27 protein-coding genes and 1 tRNA gene are annotated in these 24,830 nt (G+C 56.6%); 12 read left to right on the plus strand and 16 right to left on the minus strand.

Annotation, left to right across the window (positions count from 1 at the left end):
* Positions 1-43 precede the first annotated feature (43 nt).
* Together HOL66_09665 and HOL66_09670 are read right to left on the minus strand one after the other, a co-directional pair.
* Positions 44-886: an alpha/beta hydrolase gene (locus HOL66_09665; GenBank protein ID MBT5244503.1), complete on the minus strand. Its 843-nt coding sequence runs from the start codon at positions 884-886 to the stop codon at positions 44-46.
* A gap of 73 nt (positions 887-959) precedes the next feature.
* Positions 960-1,505, minus strand: a complete 546-nt coding sequence (locus HOL66_09670; protein ID MBT5244504.1) for an OsmC family protein — start codon at positions 1,503-1,505, stop codon at positions 960-962.
* Positions 1,506-1,665: 160 nt separating this feature from the next.
* Here HOL66_09670 and HOL66_09675 point away from each other — a divergent pair, with 160 nt between their 5' ends.
* Positions 1,666-2,694: a helix-turn-helix domain-containing protein gene (locus tag HOL66_09675; protein ID MBT5244505.1), complete on the plus strand. Its 1,029-nt coding sequence runs from the start codon at positions 1,666-1,668 to the stop codon at positions 2,692-2,694.
* Between the two features lie 36 nt (positions 2,695-2,730).
* Here HOL66_09675 and HOL66_09680 read toward each other — a convergent pair.
* From HOL66_09680 to hemC, 5 genes are all read right to left on the minus strand, one after another.
* Positions 2,731-2,806, minus strand: a tRNA-Thr gene (locus HOL66_09680).
* 19 nt (positions 2,807-2,825) lie between these two features.
* Positions 2,826-4,223 (minus strand): heme biosynthesis protein HemY, encoded by a 1,398-nt coding sequence (locus HOL66_09685; GenBank protein MBT5244506.1) that lies wholly within the window; start codon positions 4,221-4,223, stop codon positions 2,826-2,828.
* An 18-nt stretch (positions 4,224-4,241) separates the two neighbouring features.
* On the minus strand, positions 4,242-5,528 hold the full coding sequence (locus HOL66_09690; protein MBT5244507.1) for a hypothetical protein: 1,287 nt from the start codon (positions 5,526-5,528) through the stop codon (positions 4,242-4,244).
* Positions 5,529-5,594: 66 nt separating this feature from the next.
* Positions 5,595-6,314 carry a uroporphyrinogen-III synthase gene (locus HOL66_09695; protein ID MBT5244508.1) on the minus strand — a complete coding sequence of 240 codons (720 nt, stop codon included), beginning with the start codon at positions 6,312-6,314 and terminating at the stop codon, positions 5,595-5,597.
* A gap of 9 nt (positions 6,315-6,323) precedes the next feature.
* Entirely contained in the window at positions 6,324-7,250 is a 927-nt protein-coding gene (gene hemC / locus HOL66_09700; GenBank protein MBT5244509.1) for a hydroxymethylbilane synthase, read from the minus strand.
* Positions 7,251-7,333: 83 nt separating this feature from the next.
* On the opposite strand from hemC, the gene tsaD reads away from it, so the two are divergent.
* The 5 genes from tsaD (at position 7,334) to acs (ending at position 12,236) form a co-directional block, all read left to right on the plus strand.
* A complete protein-coding gene (gene tsaD, locus HOL66_09705) occupies positions 7,334-8,410 on the plus strand; it encodes a tRNA (adenosine(37)-N6)-threonylcarbamoyltransferase complex transferase subunit TsaD (protein ID MBT5244510.1) in 1,077 nt (358 codons plus the stop codon).
* An 82-nt stretch (positions 8,411-8,492) separates the two neighbouring features.
* Complete coding sequence (locus HOL66_09710) at positions 8,493-9,503, plus strand: NAD(P)-dependent glycerol-3-phosphate dehydrogenase (protein ID MBT5244511.1); 1,011 nt, start codon at positions 8,493-8,495, stop codon at positions 9,501-9,503.
* 35 nt (positions 9,504-9,538) lie between these two features.
* Positions 9,539-9,826 (plus strand): YciI family protein, encoded by a 288-nt coding sequence (locus HOL66_09715; protein MBT5244512.1) that lies wholly within the window; start codon positions 9,539-9,541, stop codon positions 9,824-9,826.
* Between the two features lie 13 nt (positions 9,827-9,839).
* Positions 9,840-10,178: a Rieske 2Fe-2S domain-containing protein gene (locus HOL66_09720; protein ID MBT5244513.1), complete on the plus strand. Its 339-nt coding sequence runs from the start codon at positions 9,840-9,842 to the stop codon at positions 10,176-10,178.
* 117 nt (positions 10,179-10,295) lie between these two features.
* Complete coding sequence (acs, locus tag HOL66_09725) at positions 10,296-12,236, plus strand: acetate--CoA ligase (GenBank protein ID MBT5244514.1); 1,941 nt, start codon at positions 10,296-10,298, stop codon at positions 12,234-12,236.
* 59 nt (positions 12,237-12,295) lie between these two features.
* On the opposite strand, the gene HOL66_09730 is transcribed toward acs, so the two are convergent.
* From HOL66_09730 to HOL66_09755, 6 genes are all read right to left on the minus strand, one after another.
* Entirely contained in the window at positions 12,296-13,213 is a 918-nt protein-coding gene (locus tag HOL66_09730; protein MBT5244515.1) for a phosphotransferase family protein, read from the minus strand.
* A gap of 47 nt (positions 13,214-13,260) precedes the next feature.
* Positions 13,261-15,267, minus strand: a complete 2,007-nt coding sequence (locus HOL66_09735; protein ID MBT5244516.1) for an ABC transporter permease subunit — start codon at positions 15,265-15,267, stop codon at positions 13,261-13,263.
* Positions 15,264-16,295 carry a betaine/proline/choline family ABC transporter ATP-binding protein gene (locus HOL66_09740; protein MBT5244517.1) on the minus strand — a complete coding sequence of 344 codons (1,032 nt, stop codon included), beginning with the start codon at positions 16,293-16,295 and terminating at the stop codon, positions 15,264-15,266. Before HOL66_09740 ends, HOL66_09735 begins: the two co-directional genes overlap by 4 nt.
* 93 nt (positions 16,296-16,388) lie before the next feature.
* Positions 16,389-17,342 carry an ABC transporter substrate-binding protein gene (locus tag HOL66_09745; GenBank protein ID MBT5244518.1) on the minus strand — a complete coding sequence of 318 codons (954 nt, stop codon included), beginning with the start codon at positions 17,340-17,342 and terminating at the stop codon, positions 16,389-16,391.
* Positions 17,343-17,533: 191 nt separating this feature from the next.
* Positions 17,534-18,904: a hypothetical protein gene (locus HOL66_09750; GenBank protein ID MBT5244519.1), complete on the minus strand. Its 1,371-nt coding sequence runs from the start codon at positions 18,902-18,904 to the stop codon at positions 17,534-17,536.
* A gap of 85 nt (positions 18,905-18,989) precedes the next feature.
* Positions 18,990-19,160 carry a DUF1674 domain-containing protein gene (locus HOL66_09755; protein ID MBT5244520.1) on the minus strand — a complete coding sequence of 57 codons (171 nt, stop codon included), beginning with the start codon at positions 19,158-19,160 and terminating at the stop codon, positions 18,990-18,992.
* 92 nt (positions 19,161-19,252) lie between these two features.
* Between HOL66_09755 and HOL66_09760 the strand changes: the two genes are divergently transcribed.
* The 3 genes from HOL66_09760 to HOL66_09770 are packed head-to-tail and all read left to right on the plus strand — an operon-like array spanning position 19,253 to position 22,541.
* A complete protein-coding gene (locus HOL66_09760) occupies positions 19,253-20,545 on the plus strand; it encodes a methyltransferase domain-containing protein (protein ID MBT5244521.1) in 1,293 nt (430 codons plus the stop codon).
* A gap of 46 nt (positions 20,546-20,591) precedes the next feature.
* A complete protein-coding gene (locus HOL66_09765) occupies positions 20,592-20,879 on the plus strand; it encodes a hypothetical protein (GenBank protein ID MBT5244522.1) in 288 nt (95 codons plus the stop codon).
* A gap of 30 nt (positions 20,880-20,909) precedes the next feature.
* Positions 20,910-22,541: a hypothetical protein gene (locus HOL66_09770; GenBank protein ID MBT5244523.1), complete on the plus strand. Its 1,632-nt coding sequence runs from the start codon at positions 20,910-20,912 to the stop codon at positions 22,539-22,541.
* Here the strand turns inward: HOL66_09770 and pgl are convergent.
* Complete coding sequence (gene pgl / locus HOL66_09775) at positions 22,538-23,218, minus strand: 6-phosphogluconolactonase (protein ID MBT5244524.1); 681 nt, start codon at positions 23,216-23,218, stop codon at positions 22,538-22,540. The two genes, HOL66_09770 and pgl, sit on opposite strands and share 4 nt — an antisense overlap.
* Positions 23,219-23,272: 54 nt before the next feature.
* Here pgl and HOL66_09780 point away from each other — a divergent pair, with 54 nt between their 5' ends.
* From HOL66_09780 to HOL66_09790, 3 genes are read left to right on the plus strand one after another with little or no spacing between them, the layout of a single operon-like run.
* The gene (locus HOL66_09780; GenBank protein MBT5244525.1) at positions 23,273-23,413 is read left to right on the plus strand and encodes a hypothetical protein; all 141 of its coding nucleotides are present in this window, start codon (positions 23,273-23,275) and stop codon (positions 23,411-23,413) included.
* A gap of 6 nt (positions 23,414-23,419) precedes the next feature.
* On the plus strand, positions 23,420-23,689 hold the full coding sequence (locus HOL66_09785) for a hypothetical protein (protein ID MBT5244526.1): 270 nt from the start codon (positions 23,420-23,422) through the stop codon (positions 23,687-23,689).
* Positions 23,690-23,692: 3 nt separating this feature from the next.
* Positions 23,693-23,947: a hypothetical protein gene (locus HOL66_09790; GenBank protein ID MBT5244527.1), complete on the plus strand. Its 255-nt coding sequence runs from the start codon at positions 23,693-23,695 to the stop codon at positions 23,945-23,947.
* 13 nt (positions 23,948-23,960) lie between these two features.
* Here the strand turns inward: HOL66_09790 and HOL66_09795 are convergent, their stop codons facing one another.
* Both HOL66_09795 and HOL66_09800 read right to left on the minus strand, forming a co-directional pair.
* Positions 23,961-24,677: a class I SAM-dependent methyltransferase gene (locus HOL66_09795; protein MBT5244528.1), complete on the minus strand. Its 717-nt coding sequence runs from the start codon at positions 24,675-24,677 to the stop codon at positions 23,961-23,963.
* Positions 24,667-24,830: nucleoside-diphosphate sugar epimerase (locus HOL66_09800; protein ID MBT5244529.1), on the minus strand; the 164-nt coding region annotated here is incomplete at its 5' end. The genes HOL66_09800 and HOL66_09795, both read right to left, overlap by 11 nt.

Raw genomic sequence — 24,830 nt, forward strand, 5'->3', positions numbered from 1 at the left:
AGGGTATCTATCTTCTAGGGGCAGAAAATACAAGAGTCTCTGATCACGCCGCCCGTGCTAACAACGGGGCTTGTGCCTTTTTCATGTGATCGCCAATGGCAGCATGGACCTTTGCCGGATGGGTCACGGGCAACATGTGACCAGCGTTTGCAATTGTCCGGTGGCGTGCGTCGGGTATCGCCTCGGCCAGCATACGGGTGATCTGACGGGCCGGTTTTGGCGAGTTGGTGCCGCACAAAACCAGCGTCGGAACCTTTATGCCAGCGTAGGCGGAAATCGGTGTCGTCTCGCCCAGTGTGGCGTTGAAATCCCCAGGCAACTTGCCAGCCTTCAGGGCCAGTTTTAGACGTTGATCCTGATGCAAGCCGGCCCAGGTTCCTTCGCCGTTCCAGTAATCGACGAAACGTTGCATCGCCTGTTCGGGAATTCCCCACGAAACGTCCTGGGTGATGTCGCGGGCAAGCCGGGATACCTGATCGAACAGGCCACGCTCTGCGTCCGAGCCATCACGTAAAATATTGAACGCAACAGGCTCAAGCACACTCATACTTAAAAGCAGCTGCGGGTGCAGTAACGCCATCTGCAGGGCGAGCGCGCCGCCGTAAGAATGACCGACAAGATGGACAGGTCTGCCCAGCTTGCGAACCACAGCCGTGACCAACGCCACGTTACCCGCCAGGGTCAGGGCTCCGGGACCGGTCCAGTTGTCGGTGCCGCCCGCACCATACAAATCAGGCGCGACAAGATGATATGTGTCGGCCCAGTTTTTAAAAGCCTGCTTCCACTGCTTGCCGGAACTGGCGGAGCTGTGCAACAGCACAACCGGCTGGCCACTACCTGCTTGTTTGATCGAAACATTTACGCCGTTTTTTCTGCTCGTATTCATAACGGGTTCTCCTGAATTTGACGAAACAAGCCACTGGCCCGGACGGTATGTCCTTGCCCGGACCAGCACTTGCTCAGATTTTCTCGATGGAAATTTCCACCGGAAGGGAACTGGAAACCATCTCGTAGACCGGCGAGAATTGCGCCAGTGACTTCAATGTTTCGGCGTCGCCTTCGGACTTGACCTGCATACGCACGCGCACAACCGAAAAACCTTTTCGGACGGTGCTGTCCATACCAAGGAACCCCTTAAGATCAAGATCGCCTTCCAGTTCGCAACGCGCATCTTCAATAACGATGCCGCGGGCCGCCGCGTGGTAGACCATGGTTGTCGTCAGGCAGCCGGCCAGGGCGTGCAGGACATATTCAACCGGGTTGGCAGCCTTGCCTTCGCCCAGAAGAAGCGGTGGTTCGGCGTTGTCGAGAACAAACGGGCCCTTGGCGTGGGGCTGCTCGTCGCAGGCGCCACGGAAGCTGCTGATGGTCGAGCGGTTGTGATCGCCGCCCAACCAGGTGTTAGAGGCGCGAAACTGAAAATCAGCGATTTCAGGTGTCTGTTTTACCGCCTCAATGGTTTCAAATAGAGCGCTGACATTAACGCCGTTGGTAACGGTGGGCATTTCCTGGGCTGTGTTTTGGGTGTTCATCATATCTTCCTTTGCAACTGTTTGTGCCGCCCTCATGGGTGGCGATGGGCGGAAGATAGGGCAGGGAACTCTTGCTTTTGAGGGCGTTTTTTGCCAAAAAAGATGCATTCGTGCCACAAAAAGGGCTCAATAAATGGAAAATGACCAGAAGACCACCCAAGACGCCCTGATCGTCGCGGTGCCCGAAACCGCCGGCTCGGCCCTTTACGGGATGATTGATGTGCTGGCCTCTGCCGGAAATCTTTGGCAACTGCTTGTCGGTGCCCAGCCGGAAGTCGCTCTGATCAAGCCGAAAATCGTCTCTCCCATGAGCGCGGGTTTTGTCTGCGGCAATAATATTCCGGTCAATCCTGATCTCTGCATCAGCGACCAGCCGATGGCACCGATCATCATCTTGCCCGAACTGTGGCTGGCCCCGGACGAAGACCTTAAAGGGCGCTACCCAGAGCTGATGGACTGGATTCGCGATTGCTACAAAGCCGGGGCATCGATTTATTCGGCCTGTTCCGGGGCCATTATGCTGGCCGAAACCGGTTTGCTTGACGGACGGGATGCAACGTCCCATTGGGGTTATCAGCATCTGTTTCACAAAAGTTATCCGAAAGTTCGCTTTCAACCGGAACCGAACTTGTGTTTTGCCGACCCCCTGGGCCGCATTGTTACGGCCGGTGGCACCAGTTCATGGCATGACCTAGCGATCCATATTATTGCCCGCCACTGCAACCCCGGCGAGGCGTTGCGCATCGCCAAGGTTTACCTTTTGAAATGGCACGACGAAGGCCAGTTGCCTTTCGCCAGCCTTGTCAACCAGACAGCACACGCGGATTCCGTGGTTCGTGAGTGTGAAACATGGCTTAAAGCCCACTTCCGTGAAGGCGAACCTGTCGCCCGCGTGGTTGACCATTCCGGGATCCCCGAACGCACCATCAAGCGGCGCTTTAAAGCAGCCACCGGGACGACGCTCATGGACCATGTTCAAAACCTGCGGATCGAAGAAGCCAAGCGTCTGCTGGAAACCGGCGATACCCCGTTTGATGAAATTGCTCCAGCGGTGGGTTACGAGAACATCGGTTTCTTCCGCCGCCTGTTCAATAGAAGAACCGGTCTCAACCCGTCCCGATACCGAAAAATGTTCCAACCGGTAACGACCGTGGTGACGTGATCAGGTTTAATATCCAAGTTTTTTTGAAAGAGGAAATGGTGCCGCCTGGGTGACTTGAACACCCGACCCCCGCATTACGAATGCGATGCTCTACCAACTGAGCTAAGGCGGCTCATTTCCCAAGGCTTTACTTACTGCGTCGTCCTTTCCGCGTCAACGTCTTGTAAGGCCTGCGGCGCAGTCAATTTTGGTTGTTCCGTCTGTTCCGTCTGCTCAGGCGCAATCAGGCCCGGAACCCGAACCGGCAAGCGCCACTGGAATTTATCGAAACCGCCACAGCCGCCGCAAAGTGGTGTCCAGCTATCGGCGGCGTTGCCGCAATCTTCACAAACCCAGGTCGGATCAGGACTTGCGCTGGCCGCCCGGACCAACCATTCGCGGGCCGCTATCATGTCCTGATGTTCGCCTTCCTCAAGGCTCGCCATCAACTGGCAATAGCTGCCGGGCACCGGCTGGTTTGATGCTTCCATGGCCATTAGTCCCTTGCGCGCCTCCCCCCACAGGCCGGCGTCCAGTGCGGCCCGGGCCAGCATCAGGGCGGTTGCCGGGTCTTTCGGATTAAACCCCGCCAGTGTCTGCGCCGCCTTCATGCGGGCCATGGCGTCATCAGCGCCGCTCACCCCCCAGTAAGCTGCCGCCAGATCCGGAACAGGGGTCGTTGCCCACGCGGCTTCCAGGGCGTTGGCCGCCTTGCGCTGTTTGCCGGCACTTTTAAGCAAACCCGCATAATGGATCTGAACCGGGCTTAACCCCGGCGCGTCCAGGCTCGCCTTCTTCGATAATTTAAGAGCCTTGGCGACGTCGCCAGCGGCTTCGGCATCGACGCTCATCAGATGGCCCAGAACAGCCCTTGGCCTGCGCGCTTCGCCAGCACTTACATGTTTCTTGCGGATCGCTATGGCCAGGGCCTCGTCGGCCTCTGCCCACAGGCCACCGCGACTGGCAAGGTCAAACAGGGTGCGGGCCGCCCAGGCGCTTTCGGGTTTAAGGCGGCTGGCCCGGCGCGCCCATTTCAGGGCGTCTTGAGTGTGTTCAAGCTTGATCGCCTGATTGAGCAGCCCCCGCAGGCCCAGAAATTCCGTATCGGGGCTAGCGAGCATTTCGGTAAAGAATTTTTGCGCCGCCGCCTCATCTCCACTTAACTGGGCCGACTGGGCCGAAAGCAACATTGTCAGCGATGGCTCATCGAGTAAATCATCGGCCCGCCCGGCTTGCCTGCGGGCTTCGCCCGGATCACCGGCAGCCACCGCCACCATGCCCCGGCTTAAGGCCAGATAGCCGCGACGACGCCGGCCGTCGCGACGAAAGCGGGCAATCTCGGCAGGAACGCCCCGAATAAAAAGCCACAGGCGGTACGTAAAGGCCGAAAGAATGGCGACGAGGCCAACAGCACCGACCAGAACAGCGGCGGATGTTTCGATCACATAACCATGCCAGACAAGGCTGAGCTGACCGGGATTATCAGCCAGCCACATGGCCGTTGCGGCCAGCACGCAAAGCAGAAAAATAAACCAAAGGGCGCGTAACATCCTTGTTATTCCCTTCGCCTAATTATTGACAGGTGCGAGCAGCGAGACGACAAAGACATGCAATCTCGACAGCGCCGTTTCCGCCATCAGACGCGCCCGGGCGCGTTCTAGCCAGGGGGCGGCGGCGCTTGCTTGCGGGCCGACAAGTTCCGAAAGCGTCGCCACGGCACCGGCCAAATCACCCTCATCAAGGCGCGCCCTGGCCTTTGTTACAGGGCTTGCGCTGGCATCGATGGAATCCAGTGCGCCTTCCTTGCGCACAGACACCAGGGATTTAATCGTTGTTAACACATCGCCCAGCACATCTTCGGACGGGATGGGTGGCACCGCTGCCGCCGCAATGGCGTTTGCCGCGGCGAGATATTCCCGGCGCAGGGTATCCATGGTGGCGATGCCGGTCTTCCCATAAGGCGCAAGCTCGCCGACCCCGCGCATGATGTCCGGATCGCCGTGGGCAAGTGCCTTCAGGGCATCCAGGGCAGGGGCAAAAGGTGCGCTGGAACGCAGGGTTTCACGCAAATGGCCAACCGCCAGCACCAATGTCTGGGCCTGCACCTGTTTTTGCGCGAGGGCGCTTGCGGCGGCATCACCGGCGCTCGACTGCGCAGCACCGGTTTCAAGACTGCCAATGCGTTCGGAAATCCCCGCCATGGTCTGGGTGAGTTGTTCGGCAGAACTATTGGCGTTGGAGCCACTTTCAGCCATGGCCTGTTCCAGTTTGGCCAGCCGTTCCATAACCGCATTAACTGTCTCGCCGCTTGTTTCCAGCTGGTTCATGCGCGAGCTCAATCGTTGCAGGGATTCGTTGGTTTCCACCGCGTCTGATGGTGGTGAGGTCGCCTGCAACATGCCGCGGACATAATCGATTTGCTTTTCCAGTTCCAGAATTCGCGCCATCACCCCTTCAAAGGACTGGTTCATCTGTCCGCGTTCACGTTCAAGATCGGCAATCGCTTCACCGCCCTTTCGGACCCGCTCCACTTCCTTTTCAATCTCACCCAGACGGTTCGCTAACGTATCTTCGGGCGCTTGCTGCTCATCGGAATTTTTCAGGGCTGGCAGGTAATCGACAACATAAGGCGACCACAGGGGTTGCGTTGCCAGGCCGCCGCCGATCAATACCACGACCAGCAACAGGCTAAAGAGAGACCGTGAAATACCTGCTTCCTCGGTGTTAGAGGTGACCAGCGGTTTTTCCGGTTGTTCAGGCGTGGGGGTTTTCGCCTCAGCGGCAGGCTTGGGCTTGGCAGGCGATTTTGCCTCCGCCTTTCCTGGCTTCTCTTCTTTCTTGGTCTTTTTGCTCACACGCCGATCCTCGTCAATATTCTGATCCCTGATAATATCAGGTGTCTTCGTTGCGGTTTAGATAAATCAACCCTGCGGGGGCATTTCCCTTACACATTTTATCAGCGCCGCCTGATCCGGGGTTGCCGCAACAACCACCCGGGTCCAGTCAAGCGCCCCTGCATGGACGGCGACGGCGTCACTCAAACAAAAAACATGAAGCCGTTCGGCACAGCCCGTGGCGCCGGCGCTCGTTAACAAATCGACGAAACTGTCCGCCGTGCGCGGGGAGTACAAGACGACCCCGTCAATGTCGCCCTTTTTCAGGGCATCGAGACCTGCCGGGGACAGGGCTGTCGCCTTGCGGGCATGATAAAGTTGAACACGGTGATACTGGTAGCCGCTTAAGGCCAGCATTGCGGCCAGGTCGCCCGCCACTTTCGAGCCTGCCACATGAAGCAGGACACCCTCCCCGGGCTTGCATTTTTCCTGAACCAATCCGGCCAGGGCGGTGACATCACCGGTGGCACTTGTGACTTTTTCAAATCCCGCCTGATGTGCCGTCCGCGCTGTCGCGTCACCAACAGCATAAACCGGCAAGCGGCGTTCGGATGATAGAGCGGCAAAGGCCCGTACCCCATTGGCGCTGGTCAGCAAAAGACCCTGAACATCGGTTAGGTCCGGGGCGTCCGCCGCCGTCAGTTCAATGCTCAGCAAGGGTTCGGTCACTGTTTCGATGCCGAGAGCGGCGAACTCTGCCGCAAGCGGTTCGGCATCTTCCAGCGGACGGGTAATCATTAACCGCATGGCAAAGCGTCACTCCAAAAATCCGGGCCCGGCACGTTCTTTCAACTCCTCCCCGGCCTCCCGGCCCAGCGCTACGGCATCGGCCATGTCGCCGCTGCGCCCCGTTTCCAGAACTTCCGAACCGTCAGGTTTGGCAATAAGGCCGCGCAGGGACAGGCCGTCGCTGGTGTCAATTTCCGCCAGTGCGGCGATGGGCGTTCGGCACGATCCGTCAAGGACTTCAAGCAAGGCACGCTCAGCTCTCACCCTGAACACTGTCGGTTGATGATTGAGCGCAGCCAGAAACTTGTGGGCGCGCTCATCATCCGTGTGACAGGTAATGCCGATAGCGCCCTGGGCCACCGCCGGTAACATTTCATTGGTCTCGATAATCGACGTTGCAACATCGGCATTACCCAGGCGATTAAGCCCGGCAAGCGCCAAAAGGGTGGCGTCAACCTGACCTTCGGCCAATTTGCGAAGACGGCTTTGAACGTTGCCGCGAAAAGTTACGACCTTAAGGTCGGGACGCATATTCAGAATAAGCGCCTGCCGCCTAAGCGCCGCCGTGCCGATAACACTGCCGGATGGCAGGTCGGCAATATTTTTTGCCTTGTCGCTGATGAAGGCATCGCGCGGGTCTTCGCGCTCCAGCATACAAGGCAGGACGATGCCGTCCGGTAGCCAAGTCGGTACGTCCTTCATGGAATGAACGGCAAGGTCGATACGTCCATCAAGCATGGCGTCGTCAATTTCCTTGGTGAACAAGCCCTTGCCACCGACTTCGGCCAATGCCCGATCCAGAATCATGTCGCCGGTCGTTTTGATAATGACGATTTCGGCGGCGGTGACCATTTCAGGAAAAGCGGCAATCAGCCGGGTTTTAACTTCTTCAGCCTGGGCCAGCGCCAAAGGGCTGCCACGGGTGCCAATACGAAGGGGGGCGGGGGAGGTCATAAAAACATGCTCAAAGTAATGGTCGGAATGTTGTCCAGAGAGTAAAGTCCCTGAACTTCATAATCAATGAGACTGTTTTATAGATGATCGTACTGGGTATCGAAACAAGTTGTGACGAAACCGCCGCCGCCGTGGTGACCGACAGCGGCGAGATTTTGGCCGAAACCGTTCTCTCGCAGCTGGAAGAGCATCGACCTTATGGCGGCGTCGTGCCAGAGGTCGCGGCGCGCGCCCATCTTGAACACATCGACCGACTGGTTGCTGAAACAATGAGCAAGGCCGGTACCGGATTTGATCAACTGGACGCGGTTGCCGCGACCGGCGGACCCGGCCTGATTGGCGGCGTCATCGTCGGGGTGATGACGGCCAAGGCCATCGCGGTAGCTCGAAAGTTACCTTTTATCGCCATCAACCATCTTGAAGGCCACGCCCTGAGCGCCCGCCTGGAGGCAAAAAACAAAATCGACTTCCCTTACTTGCTGTTGCTGGTATCGGGTGGCCATTGCCAGCTTTTGAGCGTCGAAGGGCCGGGACGCTATAAACGTTTGGGCACCACCATCGACGACGCGCTGGGTGAAGCCTTCGACAAGACGGCAAAAATGCTTGGCCTTGGCTATCCCGGCGGCCCGGCTGTAGAGGCTGCAGCCAAAAGTGGGGACGCCGCCCGTTTCGACCTGCCACGACCGATGAAAGGCCGTCCCGGATGTGATTTTTCCTTTTCCGGTTTGAAAACGGCAGTCCGCCACGTCGCCTTGGGATTGCCCGAAGGGGCTTTTGAAAGGCAGGACATCGCCGACCTGTGCGCCGGATTTCAGGCCGCCGCCGGTGACGTGCTGGCCGACCGCACCGATCATGCCCTGAATAATTTTCTTGAGGACCATCAAACCTGTCACGCCCTGGTCGTCGCAGGCGGCGTCGCGGCCAATCAGAGCATTCGCCAAAGGCTGCAAAAGCTGGCCGACGCGCGGGCGATCCCGCTTGTCGCGCCACCGCCCAGCCTGTGCACCGATAACGCGGCGATGATCGCCTGGGCGGCTATAGAGCGGATCACTGTTTCGGGGCTCAACGCTGCCGAGGATGGTCTTGATTTTCGCCCGCGCCCACGCTGGCCGCTCGACCCGGACGCCCCCAGCGCCGCCTTTGCCGGAGCCAAAGCCTGATCAGCCGCCAGAGCGGCATGGTTTATCAGGTGCTAAGGCACCAAGGCTTGAATGAGGTCTGGCGACAGGGCATAACATTCCCATGAACAAGACAATCCAGAAAATCGGTATTGCCGGAACCGGGGCCTGGGGCACGGCCCTTGCTGCCACAGCCAGACGAGCAGGGCGCGATGTGATTATTCAGGCCCATGAGGCTGATGTGGTGGAGGCCATCAACAACACCCACGAAAACAGCCGTTTTTTACCGGGCATCAAACTGGATAAGGAAATCAGGGCGACCGCCAATTTTGCCGATATCACCGCCTGTGACGCCGTCCTGCTGGTTATGCCGGCGCAATTCCTGCGTACCGCAACAACTGAAATGGCCAAATCATGGCGGGACGACGTGCCTGCGGTCATTTGCGCCAAAGGCATAGAGCAGAAAACCGGCGCCTTGCTAAGCGAGGTTTGCGCCGAAACACTGCCCGGCGTAGCCATTGCCGTGTTGTCCGGGCCGACCTTCGCCATCGAGGTTGCCCGTGGTTTGCCGACGGCCATCACCCTGGCATCAAAAGAGTCTGATCAGGCGGCGGCACTGGTCACAGCCTTGGGAACGCCGACGTTTCGCGCTTACCGCAGCGATGATGTGATTGGCGTCGAGCTTGGCGGGGCGGTCAAGAATGTGTTGGCCATTGGTTGCGGTATTATTGAAGGCCGTGGCCTTGGCGACAACGCACGCGCCGCCTTCATCACCCGGGGACTTGCCGAAATCGCCCGACTGGCGACAGCCAAGGGAGCATCGCCGGAAACCCTGGTCGGGTTGTCCGGTGTCGGCGACCTGACCCTGACCTGCAACGCCATGCAATCACGGAATTTTTCGCTGGGCGTAGCACTGGGTGCTGGCCGTTCTTTGGAAGAAATTCTCGGTGAGCGTTCTTCGGTTACTGAAGGGGTGTTTACCGCCTCATCAACCGTGCGTCTGGCCAAAAGCCTGAACGTCGATGCGCCACTTTGCACCGCCATGGATCAAATACTCAACAACAACGCCGATATCGAAGCGACCATCAAAGGCTTGCTGGCAAGACCTGTTGGCGCTGAAGATCCGCTGGGATAAATAATAAACTTCTTAAAACAAGGACGACTGCTGACATGCATTTCATCATCCATTGCACCGACAAGACGGGCGCCGCCCAGGTTCGCGCTGACAACCGCCCCGCCCATGTCGATTTTTTGAAAGCCAATCGCGACAATATCTATACCGCCGGGCCAACCCTTACCGATGACGGGGAGGGGATGAACGGCTCGTTGCTGATCGTCGATTTGCCTGACCGGGCCGCCGTCGATGCTTTTGCCGCAGCGGACCCTTACGCCCAGGCCGGGCTTTTTGAAAGCGTCGTCATCAAGCCCTGGAAGCAGGTTTTCGAGCCCTTATCCTAAAATGAGTCCTAAAATGAGCGCCCCTATCAAACTTTGCGGCTTAAACGACGTCGAAGACGGCAACTCCGGCGGTTTTTTTGCCGAAACCGACGGCCAGATGAAAAGTTATATCGTCGTACGCAAGGGTACGAGCGCCTTCGTCTACCTGAACAGTTGCCCACACATCGGAACACCGCTGGACTTTGCCCCCGGACGCTTCCTTAATCCGGATAAATCGATGATCCTGTGCTCCACCCACGGCGCGCTTTTCAGGATTGAGGACGGCTATTGTGTTTCCGGCCCTTGCGCCGAACAGAGCCTGAGCGCGGTGGCCATAGAAATGCGGGATGACGTTATTTATCTGGCTGAATGATTTCACCCCTTGTTTCCCGCGCCGTTTTTGAGATAATCGCTGTCACATTACACCGATAATAAATAATTTCCTGGGCAACGCCGGGACGGTGGCTCAATTTCAGAGAGGCGAACAGCTATGTCAGATAATGAAATTTTCCCGGTTCCCGCCGGTTTGGCCGAAACAGCGTGGGCCGATAACGACAAATACCTTGAGATGTACAAGCAGTCCGTCGAGGACAACGAGGGGTTTTGGGGCGAGCAGGGCAAGCGGATCGACTGGATCAAGCCCTATACCCAGGTTAAGGACGTCAACTTCGACGCGCCGGATGTTTCCATAAAATGGTTCTATGACGGAACCCTGAATGCCTCGGTCAACTGTCTTGACCGCCATCTGGAAAGCCGCGGCGATCAAACCGCGATTATCTGGGAAGGCGACGATCCTGCCGTAGATTCAAAGATCACATATAAGGAACTGCACGGGCAGGTCTGCCGTTTCGCCAATGCCATGAAGGCCCGCGGCATCAAAAAGGGTGATGTTGTCACCCTGTACATGCCGATGGTTCCCGAAGCCGCCGTCGCCATGCTGGCGTGCACCCGGATCGGCGCTATTCATTCCATCGTCTTTGGCGGTTTTTCACCCGATGCGCTGGCTGGCCGCATCAATGACTGTTCATCCAATTGCGTGATTACGGCCGATGAAGGCGTTCGCGGCGGCAAACCGATCCCGCTTAAAGTCAACACCGACAAGGCCCTTGAAAACTGCCCCGGCGTCGAGACGGTGTTTGTCGTCAATCGCACCGATGCCGACATCAACTGGGTCGAAGGTCGCGATGTTCGCTACACCCAAGCCTGCGCGGAGGTGTCAGCCGATTGCGAACCTGAAGAAATGAATGCCGAAGACCCGATGTTCATTCTCTATACGTCCGGCTCCACAGGCCAGCCCAAGGGTGTTCTTCACACCACCGGCGGCTACATGGTCTACGCTTCCATGACCCATCAGTACGTCTTCGATTATCACGATGGCGATATCTACTGGTGTACCGCCGATGTCGGCTGGGTCACCGGTCACAGCTACATCGTCTACGGACCGCTGGCCAATGGCGCCATCACCGTGATGTTTGAAGGCCTGCCCACCTATCCCGACAGCTCGCGCCTGTGGCAGGTTTGCGACAAGCACGACATCAACATTTTCTATACCGCACCAACGGCCATTCGCGCCCTGATGCGCGACGGTGAAGGCCCGGTCCAGAAGACCTCAAGGAAGTCTCTGCGCTTACTGGGCACCGTTGGTGAGCCGATCAATCCGGAAGCCTGGATGTGGTATTACAATGTGGTTGGCGAAGGCCGCTGCCCGATTGTCGATACCTGGTGGCAGACGGAAACCGGCGGCATCATGATTACACCGCTGCCCGGGGCCACCGCCGCCAAGCCGGGTTCGGCGACGCGTCCGTTCTTTGGCGTTCAACCCGAACTGGTTGACGGGGACGGCAAAACCCTTGACGGGGCGACCTCTGGCAATTTGTGCATCACCGATTCCTGGCCTGGCCAGATGCGCACCGTCTACGGCGATCACGAACGCTTCGTGCAGACCTATTTCTCGACCTACCCGGGCAAGTATTTCACCGGAGACGGTTGCCGGCGCGACGAAGACGGCTACTACTGGATTACCGGCCGTGTCGATGACGTCATCAACGTTTCGGGCCACCGCATGGGAACAGCCGAGGTCGAAAGCGCCCTGGTCGCCCACCACGATGTCGCCGAGGCCGCCGTTGTCGGCGCGCCCCATGACATCAAGGGCCAGGGCATTTACGCCTATGTCACACTGAACGCCGGGGTGGAATCCTCCGACGAGTTGAAGAAGGAACTGGTGGCCTGGGTCAGAAAGGAAATCGGACCGATTGCCTCGCCGGACTGGCTGCAATGGGCGCCAGGACTGCCCAAAACCCGTTCCGGCAAAATCATGCGCCGTATTTTACGCAAAATCGGTGAGAACGATTTTTCCAACCTGGGCGATACATCGACCCTGGCCGATCCCGGTGTTGTTGATGATCTGGTCGATAACCGTCAGAACCGCTAAAAATTCTGTGGCTTGAAATAAAAACGGCGACCCTTATTGGTGTCGCCGTTTTTTTTCACTCAGGCCTCGAGCAGAATTGATCGTTGCGCCTTGAATTCGTCTGATGCCATCAGCTTTTTGCAGTTCTCAAAGCGGCCTTCGGCGTAGGATCTGAAATCTTCAGCAGGGTTGTCGTTGGCGACCTGAATCGCCCCCCACAAAGTCCACAACAAATCGCACATGGCCTTGTACATGATCATGCGGGCGCGTTTTTCGGCTGGCACTGAGCCGCCGAAGTAGGCTTCCAGCAAAGCCTCATCCTGTCGGGCGTCAAATTCGGCCTCTACCGACAAATCGCCCAAATCCCACATGGCGTCATTATTACCGGAATATTCCCAGTCAATGACAATCATGCGCTCGCCAGTGTCGAGAAAATTTTCGGCCAGCGGGTCGCAGTGACACGGCACCAACGGGGCCGGATTCGCGGCCAGGGCGGCGCGCACCGATTCAGCCTCAATCTGGGTCTTTTCATAATGATCGGGAATCCAGGCGTCCTTGTCGCGTAACATGGCCAGGTATTCATCCATCATCGTGAAGATATTGAATTCGGTGGAAAAACTGTCGCCACAATCATGAACCTTTCTGAAGGCCCGTCCGGCCCGCGCGACGGCGCCCAGATCCTTGAACAAGTCTGTGCTCATGGTTTTTGCACCCTCGATGAAGCGGGTCAGCTGGACGCCGTTTGACGCATCGAAGAACAGCACCTCAGCGTTGACACCTGCCTTGGCGGTGACGTAGGCGCAAACTTCTTCGGCCTTACGGTCGATATATTCATCGGTGCCTGCGCCAGCGATCCGCAACATGAAGCTTTCACCGCCAACAACAACCTTGAAATTCCTGTTGGTCAGGCCGCCGAGCCGCTGAAAGCTGAAATCTTCAGCCTTTTTGCCTTCAAACAATCCAATGCTCAAAAGGGTATCTGTTACTTCGACATCCATGTCTTTAGCCTTTCGATAAGTGCAACATAGCGGGTGCTGTCATCATGCTACTCCAAACCCAATTCTGCCTTGCGCCGGTTGCTCCAGGCGCTGATCAGGCGATCGGATATAATGGCGATAAAGGCGACACAGACACCGGCGACAAGGCCACGCCCGGTATCAGCCTTGGTCAGGGCAATATAGACTTCCTGACCAAGATCCCGGGTCCCGACCAGGGCCGTGATAACCAGCATTGAAAGCGCCATCATAATGGTTTGGTTTACGCCAAGCATGATTTCCGGTAACGCCAGCGGCATCTGAACCTTCCACAATATCTGACGGCGGGTGCAACCGGTGGCGCGGGCGGCCTCGATCAAATGGGCCGGAACCTGTCGCAATCCGTGATCGGTATACCGGATGGCCGGCACCAGTGCGTAGGCGATAACGGCAAGCATGGCGGCAAAGTCACCAACCCGAAACAGCATCACCACCGGCATCAGGTAAACAAATGACGGCAGGGTTTGCAGGGTGTCGATAACCGCCTGAACAATCCGGTGCAAGCGATCATTTCGGGACGCTGCAATGCCGATGGGAATGCCGATAAGACAAGCGATCAGGACCGAAATCCCGCACAAGTAAACAGTAACCATCGATTTTGGCCAGAGCCCGACATAAGCAATGAACAGCGACAGCAGCCCGGTCAACAATGACAACCGCCAGCCGCCCAACTGCCAACCTGCCAATGCCACCAGCCCAACAACCGCGAGCCACGGCAAGCCAAGCAGGAAGCGCTTGAAAGGAATCATCAGGTTCAACAGAAGGAAGTTTTTGAAACTGTCGAGCTGATCGAAATAGTTGATATTAATGGCCCGAACCAAGTCGCCCCAAAAGGCGCCTGTGGTTATTTGCCAGGCTTCCGGATAGGTCTGCATGGACGTCATCGCAGTCCCGACCATCCATGTCACGGCGATAATGAAGACCGCCAGAATCAAATTCGGGTTGCGGCGAATAAATCCCTGTCGCGCAGCCCCGTGCAGGGGCGGCGGACGGTGAGCATAAGCCTGGCTCAGGCGATCAAGGGCAATCGCCAGCAATGTAATTGCAAACCCGGCCTCCACCCCCTCGCCGATCTTCAGGCGGCGAAGCGCGCTGAGGACATCAAAACCAAGTCCCCCGGCGCCGATCATGGAGGCGATAATGACCATGTTCAACGACATCATGACAACCTGGTTAACACCCACCATCAGGGTTGTCTTAGCCGCCGGAATTTGCACTTTCCACAATAACTGAAGGGGACTGCAGCCGGCCATGGAGCCGAATTCAGTGATTTCCGATGGCACCTGCCGAAGCGCCAGCATGGTGATCCGTACCATTGGCGGCAGTGCATAAATAATCGTCGCGATCATCGCCGAAACGGGGCCAAATCCGAACAGGATAAGAATCGGCACCAGATAAGCGAACACCGGCACCGTCTGCATCAGATCAAGGATTGGCCGGATAATCAGTTCAAGGCGGGGCGAGCGAAAACCTGCAATGCCAAGCAACAATCCACCCATGACCCCGAACGGCACTGCGATAATGATCGACGACAATGTCGCCATGGCGCTATCCCATTGCCCGAAGACGGCGAGATAAAGAAAACAGACTGCGACTAGCAACGCCAGTTTCCAGTCCTTGGCGTAGTATCCCATCATGGTAATGATGAAAATAACGGCCACCCACGACAGCCGCGGAAAAACCAGAACCGCGTCCGAGCCGCGACCCTGCAGGAAACCCGTCGACAGTAAACTTCTGACCAGCCAGTAAGGTTGTTCAATAACCCAGGCGATAGAGCGGGTCAGTTCCTTGAAAGTAAACAGCCCCAGATCAAAGTCGTTGAGTAGCCATTTTGTGAAATCGCTGATCCATACACTCAACGGGATCACCCATTGACGGGGAAACTTGAAGGCCCAGGGCAACGTATCCTTGCCAATCAGGCTAACGACGACGACCAGTGCCAACGCCACAGCCCAGGCCACAATCCACGGATTGCCGCCCAGCGGGCGGTGAACGCTTAGGGCGGCGGGCCCATTCATAACTGCCCTTCTTTTTCGACAAGCACGGCTAACACCGCATCGCGGGTGATTTCACCAACCACCACACCATTGTCATTGACGACGGCCCGTGGACCACCCGCACTGACCATGTCGGCGGCCAGATCATCAATTTTTGTCGCCATCGCTACCTGCCCCGAAACTGCGTCGCCGGAAACCGGAACCATAATGGCGGCCGCCGACAGCACCTTGGCGCGGGGAATGCCGCGGGTGAATTCCGAGACGTATTCAGTTGCCGGATTAAGCACAAGTTCTTCGGGCGTCCCGGTCTGGATAATTTCGCCGCCATTCATAATGGCGATACGATCGGCAAGGCGGATCGCCTCGTCAAAATCATGGGTAATGAAAACGATGGTTTTGTGCAAAACACTTTGCAGGCGCAGAAATTCATCCTGCATTTCACGGCGGATCAACGGATCAAGGGCGGAGAACGGCTCATCAAGGAACCAGATCTCCGGCTCCACCGCGAGGCTGCGAGCAATGCCAACACGCTGTTGCTGGCCGCCAGAAAGTTCGCGCGGATAATAATTTTCGCGACCGACCAGCCCGACCAGTTCAATGATCTCCGCCGCGCGGGCTTCGCGTGTCTGTCGATCAACGCCCTGAATCTCAAGCGGGAAAGCGACATTTCCCAAAACGTTTAAATGCGGCAGCAAGGCAAAATGCTGAAACACCATACCCATTTTGTGACGACGAATATCGATCAGTTCCTTTTCGCGGGTTTTTAAGAGATCCTGTCCGTTAAACAGAATCTCGCCCGCCGATGGTTCGATCAGGCGACTCATGCACCTGACGAGCGTAGACTTTCCACAACCGGACAAGCCCATAATGATAAAAATTTCGCCTTCCTTTACCGACAGGCTGACGTCGCGAACCGCCCCGATGTAGCCTTCCTGGGCCAATTGCCCGGCGCTGGGAGCGTCGTCGTGGCGGGCCAGAAAACTTTTCGGATTTTCACCGAAAATCTTCCAGACATTATTACAGACAAGCTTTTCAGATTGAGAAGACATTAAGCGACCGTTGTCTTGAACGAATGAGGCGGAAACGGCGGCTGAACAGTTTCCTGTCCGGCCGCCGCTCTTGCGTTTACACGATTGAAGGCCCTACTTGATCCAGGCTTTCCAACGGCTTTCGTTTTTCTTCATCCAGCTGGCGACAACATCGTCAACGGATTTTCCTTCAAGATCAGCTTCCACGATCATGGCGCTCATTTCAGCGTTATCCACATGGAAGTTGCGAACAGCCTTGTAGGCGCCCGGCCATTTCTTTTCACCGGCTTTCCAGCCGACTTTCTTGATCCAGCCGAATGGCTTGCCACAGTCGTATGCCATGTCCGGATTGGAGCCCCACTTGGGGTCTTCATAGCAGGCATCGGTGTAGGTCGGGAATTCAACAAATTCACCTTTGAACTTGGCGACAGCCCAATGTGGCGCATAAATCCACAACAACACAGGAGCCTTACGCTCATAAGCTGATTCAAGCTCGGCAAATAACGCCGCATCGGTACCGGCATGAACAACTTCATAATCCATGTGCAGGGCTTCGACCCGCTCGTCATCAAAACCGGCCCAGGTAACCGGGCCACCCAGATAACGTCCCTTGGGGGCTGTTTCAGGTGTCGAAAACGCCTCGGCGCACTTGTTCAGGGCTTTCCAGTCGGGAAGGCCCGGACACCGATCCTTCATATACAGCGGGTACCACCATTCTTCCTTGGCATCCATACCGGTTTCGCCCAGGTCAACAGTCTTGCCCGTGGCCAGGCTTTGGTCCATCGCCTGCTTGCCGGTGGTTTCCCACATTTCCATGGCAACATGCAGATCACCCGATTCAAGGCCCGCAAACTGGGCAATATAATCGGCGACCACATAGTCGATGTTGTAACCGGCCTTTTTAAGAACCTCGCCCATGATGTGGGTGGTGATCAGTTGTCCGGTCCAGTCGTGAAGTGTCAGTATGATGGGATCCCGGGATTCCACATCCGCCTGAACGGGTGTGGAAAATGCGAGACCGATTGCCAGAGCCGAAGCCACAGCAGTCGTGCGTAATAATGAAATCATGATTGCTTCTCCCCGTTTTATTGTTTTAGTGCCTGAGCACCATGCTTTTAGATACCGCCATATCAGTTTAGACAATCGCCATCATTTAACAACGTCAAACCATTTTTTCCATGTGGAATTATGGTCGTCACAAAAACCCGTGTGACGAAGAAATTCTTGCAAAAAAAGGGCGCGCCTTTTTTATCAAGCCTTCAACCGCCTTGCTGGATTTCCGTAATTCTGTCCAGGTTGCGTTGCGCAACCAGCGCCTTGTCCTGGCGACCGTACTGGGAATAGACTTCTGAGGCGCCTTTGAAGCAGGCCGCCGCTTCATGCAGGGCCGTTGTATTTTCATTTCGCCGGTACAGGGAAAATGTCACCGCGCCCAGATTGTTCGCCGTTTGGGCCCACAAAAAAGGTGCGATCTCTCGCCTGCGAACTTCCAGGGATTTCCGGAAACAAGCCGCCGACTGCTCCATAACCCTGTCAGCAGAAACATTTTCACCCATGCGCATCAGGGCGATGCCCAGCTGGTTCATCAATTCGGACCAGGGGCCGGGGGCGGTTTCGCGGGTGAACACCTTAAGGGCTTGCTGATAGGCCTCGCTGGCCTTTTGAAGATGCTGAACGGCATCACCGAAATTCGATAATTTAACCTGTACGTCACCCAAATGAATTTGCGCCAGAGCCCAGTCATTTACATGCAGATGAGCGCCGAGTGCAGCGGCGACCGCAAGGTAGGCTTCCGCAGCTTCCTTTAGGGGCCCGGGCTGCTTGTCACGGGATGATTGGGCCTGCAGGGCGGCGGCAAGCTGATTTTGTGTCAACGCCCAGTTCAGCGGGTTTTCCTTGTCATAACTTTGTACGAGCGCCAGCTTGTAGGCCTTGATCGCCCGGTCAAGGTAAGCAGGTTCTTCTTTCAACCGCCACATGGAAGCCAGGACATTTCCGATGGCGGTCATCACCGAAGCCAGCGCCTTCTCTTCCATTGCTCCGGGCAGAGTCTCGATAAGACCATTCAGCTTGTCAGCCGGGTTGCTGAGCAATTCGGCCAATTCTTCGCGTTGCGGGCTGGATTTGCGCGGACCTATTGCGGCCAGGATGACGGCATGAATAATGCTGGCCATTTCTGAATCGTAATTGACCGCCAGGTCCAGAACATCGCCAAGGCCGACGCTTCCGGGCTGCGTGTCGGCATCGGCGACGGCGCAAAGGAAGCGAATTTTTATGCCCTGCTCATGGGGCAAAGCTTCTCCCCAAACCAAAATGTCGGCGTCCGTATCAATCAACCACTTGCGACCCGTTTCGGCCGCCTTGACCAGGCGTTCAACGACGGTTCCTTTGCCGCTGGCTTTCAGTTTTTTCGATAAATGGCGAACCAGAACACCGGGTTGCGTGCTCAGTTCATTGACCATCCGTTGGCCGATTTCACGACCGTTCGGTCCATCAAAATCGCAAACCAGAACGCTTATCGCCGGTTGCTGGGCGAGATGGGCGGGAACAAATTGATTGGCGGACATAGGTTGACCGTTTCCACCCCCGTCGCTGGGTGGCGTGACAAGCCAGTCGATCATGTCTTTCATTATCGCCATAGCAAAAAGATGCCGTACTTACGGGCTTCGGGCAAGGGTTAGAATCTAAAGAAACTTTCGGCGCGTTACGGGATTTCTAAAAATCCACACAACGACCTTTACGTTCCCAGTCACCATAACGGGTTGGCTCCGGTCCTTGCGGGCCGCCAGCCTCCTTTTTTCCTTGCGCTTTTTTATCACTCTGCGTGCGCTCAGGTTCTGACGTTTCAGGATTTTCTTCTGTGAGGTCTGGCTTTTTTTCGCTCATAACAATCGGGTCCGACTTTTAAAAGGGCACTCTTTGGACGATTGAACCACTCAGGCATTGCACAAGCAACGCCTTTAGGTCATGTAAGGGCCATGGCCACTCCATCACTGACCACACGCTCCGTCGCTCTCGACCTTGTAAGCTCGGTCCTGAAGCGACACAGACCCCTTGACGAAACCCTTGAGGGGCATTCGGGCTTTACGGCCTTGGAGCCCCGTGAGCGCGCTTTCGCCCGAAACCTGTCGGCCACGACCTTGCGCCGACTGGGTCAGATTGATGACATCATCGGGCATTGCCTGGAACGTCCACTGCCGCGTCGCGCCGTTGCCGTTCGTGATGTTCTGAGGCTTGGTATTTGCCAGTTGTTTTTCCTTAACATCCCGGCCCACGCCGCCGTCGATACCACCGTCTCGCTGCTCGATACCATTGATCTTTCCCCCTATAAAAAACTGGTCAATGCGATTATGCGCAGGCTGACCCGGGAGGGGGAAAAATTCACCCGGGCCCAAGACGCGGCACGCCTGAATACGCCGGATTGGTTATGGGATAGCTGGCAGCGGACATACGGCAAGGCGACAGGACGAAAAATCGCCGAAGCCCATCTGAACGAACCGCCTTTGGACATCACCCTTAAAGGTGATCCCGACATCTGGGTGAAATCCCTGCAAGGGGAAATTTTACCGACCGGATCACTGCGTCTTGCCACAGGTGGCATTGTCACCACCCTTGCCGGATTTGATGAGGGCGCCTGGTGGGTGCAGGACACCGCCGCCACCTTGCCAGCGCTGCTGCTGGGTGACGTTAAGGGTAAACACGTCATTGATCTTTGCGCCGCACCCGGCGGCAAAACGGCGCAATTGCTGGCCCGTGGTGCCCGGGTCACAGCCGTGGAGCGCTCCGCCAAACGGCTGCAACGACTGCAACAAAACATGACGCGACTGGGTTTTAGCGCCGAAACGGTTTGCGCCGATGCAAACGTGTGGAAGCCTGACGAACAGGTCGACGCCGTGCTGCTTGACGCACCGTGTTCGGCAACCGGCACCATTCGTCGCCACCCGGACATCTCCTACCTGAAAAAGCAATCGGACGTCGATAGCCTAAGCGACGCCCAGTATCGCCTGCTTGAGGCCGCTCTCGAGATGGTGAAACCGGGCGGGCGGCTGGTTTTTTGCACCTGCTCCCTGCAACCCGAGGAAGGACCGCAGTTGATCGAGAAAATTCTTGCCGGGCAGTCGTCGTTTAAGCTGGACCCGATCATGGCTGAAGACGTTAGCGGCCTGTCTGAACTGATCACCGGAGCAGGGGTCTTGCGCAGCCTGCCTAACCATCTTTCTGAACACGGTGGCATGGACGGATTTTTCGCTGCCCGTCTTGTTCGTGGTTAGGTGTTGGGGCTTTGACTTCGCGGGCTCGCAAGAGTAAACCCGTTAGATGACAAACAAGCAGCCTGGCCCCGAAAATTCGGACCCGACCGAAACCTTCTCGGCAGGATCAGAACGTTCCCTTGGAATTGTTCTTGCCATCGTTTTTATCGTTGTCGCCCTGCTGCCATTACTGACCATGTCCGATCAGCAAGGCACCTTTCGCGTTTGGGCCCTGGTTGTTGCAGCCTTTTTCGCCGCCGCCGCCCTGACCATGCCGCAGGCGCTGACACCCTTGAGCAAACTGTGGACCGGGTTGCGGTTGTTGCTGCATAAAATTGTCAATCAGCAGGCTTAGCCTGTAACCCTGAATGTGTACGAGGCATCATTGAAAAACCAAGGGTCAGCATCATCACGAACACCTGCCAGCGGTTCTCGTTCGCTGCGCAATTTGCTGTATGCCAGCCCGTTCTATGGACTGACCCTGAAGGGACGCACACCAGACACCCTTCGGTTTTCGCCGCCTGCTTACAGGCTCGGTGATCCGGAAGCCGGACGGGGGATTTTAAAGGGCGCCTTTACCCTTTCCCATCACCGTGCCCATTTGGGCCAGGACCCCTGGGTTGTCGGCATGGACGATCCGGGACAGTTGGCCGATCTGCATGGATTCTCCTGGCTGGCCGACCTGTTCGCCATCGGTGGCGATGAAGCACGGGCGCGGGCCGGAACCCTGCTGACCGGGTGGGTCGAGCACAATCGAAAATGGCATGAGATGTCGTGGCGACCCGACATTCTTGGCGAACGCTTAAGCGCCTGGCTGGCGTTCTATGAATTTCTGACCACCGACAATGAAAACACCAAAGCCGTATTGCTTGAAATGGCCATGATCCAGGCCCGCCACCTGGGACGCAGTTGCGCCCAGGCCCCGGGTGATGCCCGCAAATTCAAGGCTATACAGGGATTGATTTTCGCCGCCATCTGCCTGCCCGGCGCGGAACCCATGCTTGAAAGTTCGCTCGATTTGCTGGGAAAGGAAATCCGCGCCCAGATTTTCCCTGACGGCGGCCATCGTGAGCGCAATCCTTCACGCCTGCTTGATGTGCTGTCACGGTTTAATCAAATTCGGGCGTTGCTGCTGGACGCCCATGAGGAAGTGCCCCTCGATTTACAGGGAGCCATCGACAGGGTAACGCCAATGCTGCGCGCCCTGCGTCATGGCGATGGTGGACTGGCCCTGTTCAACGGTGGCTTCGAGGAAGACCGCACGCTCATTGATACGGTTCTTGCCGGGACAGGTGTGCGCGGCAAGGCGTTAACCAGTGCGCCCCATAGCGGCTTTCAAAGACTTGCTTCAGGGCGAACGGTCATCATCGCCGATACCGGAAAACCACAGCTATCCGATGCCCGGTGCGCCCATGCCGGAACTTTAAGTTTTGAAATGAGCATTGGCAAAAACCGACTGGTCGTCAACTGCGGGGCAGCCAGCACAGAAGGTGAAAGGTGGTTTGCCGCCATGCGAACCACCGCAGCCCATTCCACATTATCGACCGATGATATGGACTCCATTCAGTTTAAAGACGATGGTTCCCCGATGGGCGGCCCCAATAACGTGGAATGCACGCGCCGCGAAGCTGACGGTGCTGTCTGGCTCGACACCTCTCACGATGGTTACATTAAAAATGTTGGCGTTCTTCATCGTCGTAAATTTTATCTGGACGCGTCAGGGGAAGATTTCAGGGGCGAAGACCTTATCGAAGGTTCGGGCGGAAAATCCTTTTGCGTTCGCTTCCACCTGCACCCCGGGGTTCACGCCTCGCAAGTGCAAGGCCGTGCCGCCGTGTTGCTGAAACTTGGCGGTGGCGCCGGTTGGCAGTTTCAGGCCTCCGGCGGCAACATCGCTTTGGAAGAGAGTATTTATCTGAGCGGTCATGGTGAGCCCCGTCGCTGCGAGCAAATTGTTATCACCGGCCCCTTACATGGCGACGGTGCGCAAATAAAATGGCGCTTTCATAAGATTTAATCGACGGCGTAGATTGTAACCGGCACCCGCTGCTGATGCAGAACCAGTCGGATCGGATAATCCCCAACAGGACCGGGCTTCATGGCGGCATCCAGGATTGCGCGCTTTTCAGGCCCGCTGATGACAACAAATATATGGTGACTGTTTAACAATGCCGCCGGTGTCAGGCTCATTCTGGGTTGTCTTTTCTCGCTATCGGCAACGGCCAATGCCAGACCGGGGACATCAGACCAGTTTTTCTCGTCGGGAAACAAAGAGGCAATATGTCCGTCCTCGCCCATGCCCAGAAAAAGGGCGTCCAGTGGCCAATTCAAGGTCGTCAGCGCGGCTTCTACATCCGCCTCGGCATCGAGGGGGTTTTGATGATCTGTTTTAAGTCCGACGAAGCGCGCCCGGGATGCCGGGCCTTGCAGGAGAAGACGGCGCGCCAACCGCTCGTTACTGTCGGGATGTTCCGTGTCGACCCAACGCTCATCGGCCAGGGTGATTGATACCTTTTCCCAAGCCACAGCTTGCTTGGCAAGTAGCGGAAAGACATGTTCTGGTGTTCGTCCGCCGGAAACGGCGAGAAAAGCATTGCCGCGCATGTTGATCACTAGCTCTAAATATCCTGCCATATCCTTAACAAGCTGTACGACACAGTTCTGCATGGTGGCACAGGGTTTCATTAGTAACATTGGGCAACTTTCATAGGGCTTCTAGCATGAAAAAACGAAAGAAATTTCTCCGCCATGATCAATTTCCGCACGCCATTTGACCGCTTGGCTATCATCGTCGCGGCGGTGTTCTTGGGTCATAATCTGTTCTTGCTGTTCGCATATGTCTCGACCTTTGGAAAGTTTGACGCCCTGCGGGCCGCATCATACTGGTGATACAACATGCAAGTGGGCCTGCTGGGTGTTCTGTTCACATCTTACGGGCTGGGGCTGGCTTGGAAAACCTATGGTCAAGGACGTTCGAACATACAAAAGTCGGCCTGGGTGGCCATTGTCCTGCTGCTGACTGCGCCGTTTATCTTCGCCAACAAACTGCGTTTTGACCGCCATCAGCCGATCCCCCACTTCCGCGCGGTCGGAGCGGAAGTCAACAACCTGTTATCGGTTGGCGACAGCCTGAGCGTACTCGACCCGAAAGGGTCAGGAGAATAGGGCATGATCACTCGATACGAAATGGGCGGGACCGGCGTTTTCCGGGACTTTATCGGGTTGTTCCAGAAACCCAATCTCGAAATTCTTAAAGGCCATGTGGGAACCGGCAGTTACAGTCACATTCTTGTTCATTCGGTGACCCCCGGCGTTACCGGCACTCTTAAAGTAGAGCTTGCAAAGGGCAATTCATGCCTGCTTAAAATTGATGACATGGGAACATGGCGAGTCATCAAGTCCTGGCCGGTGCCGGGCAGGTAACTACCGTCTGCCCTTATGTTTTGGGCCTTTTTGCGATAAGTAGGATGTTCTTGCCAAAGGACGGCGGCGCAATACTTTCCAGCCCCCGCGACAGCGGCGTGAAAACCGCGTCGTAAATACTGACAAGCAGCGGATTGAACCCGGTCGCCCCCATCACCTTGTTAAGCAGCCACCAGGGGGCGACACCCAGGATATCAAAATAGCGCGAGCGGACAATTTCAAAACCCGCATTGGCGACCCGGCCATTTAGCTGGCCGCGTTGATAGCGACGAAAATGCCCGACCAGGGCGTCCAGATCGCTGTAAAGAAATTTCAGGGCCGGAACGAACAACAACAAATGGCCGCCGGGTTTAAGTATCTTGAAGAACCCTTCAAGGGCCGCGCCATCATCCTCGATATGCTCAAGAACATTAACCAGAACAACGCAATCATAGGTTTCATCGCCTATCGCCGGAAGGCGGCTTTCAAGGACTTCCCCGAAGATCGCCACCCCTGTGTCACCTTCGAAGCGCTGGCTTAAGGGGGCGACCAAATTGGCCGAGGGCTCGACCAGATCAAGGGTTGAGACAAGCGGCCTGATAAGCTGCGAGATATTGCCGATCCCGGCCCCGAATTCAACGGCCCGCCCGCTTATGTATGGCTGGAAGGTATCGACGATCCAGCGCTGGTAGCGGTGCAGGGTTGCCAGCGCTTCAAGGTCCGCCCCTTCATACATCGGCTTACTGTTCACCCGTGTAGACCTTGTCGGCCCAGTCGAGGAAACGCTTCAGGCCTTCATCCAGATCGACGGCAGGGGCGAATTCCAGTTGCAGTTTGGCTTTACGGATATCGGGGGCGCGGCGATTGGGTTCGTCGGCCGGGTAGCTGTCGGGGTATTCGACGA

This window comes from Rhodospirillaceae bacterium, from assembly GCA_018662005.1.
Lineage (GTDB): Bacteria > Pseudomonadota > Alphaproteobacteria > Rhodospirillales > JABHCV01 > JACNJU01.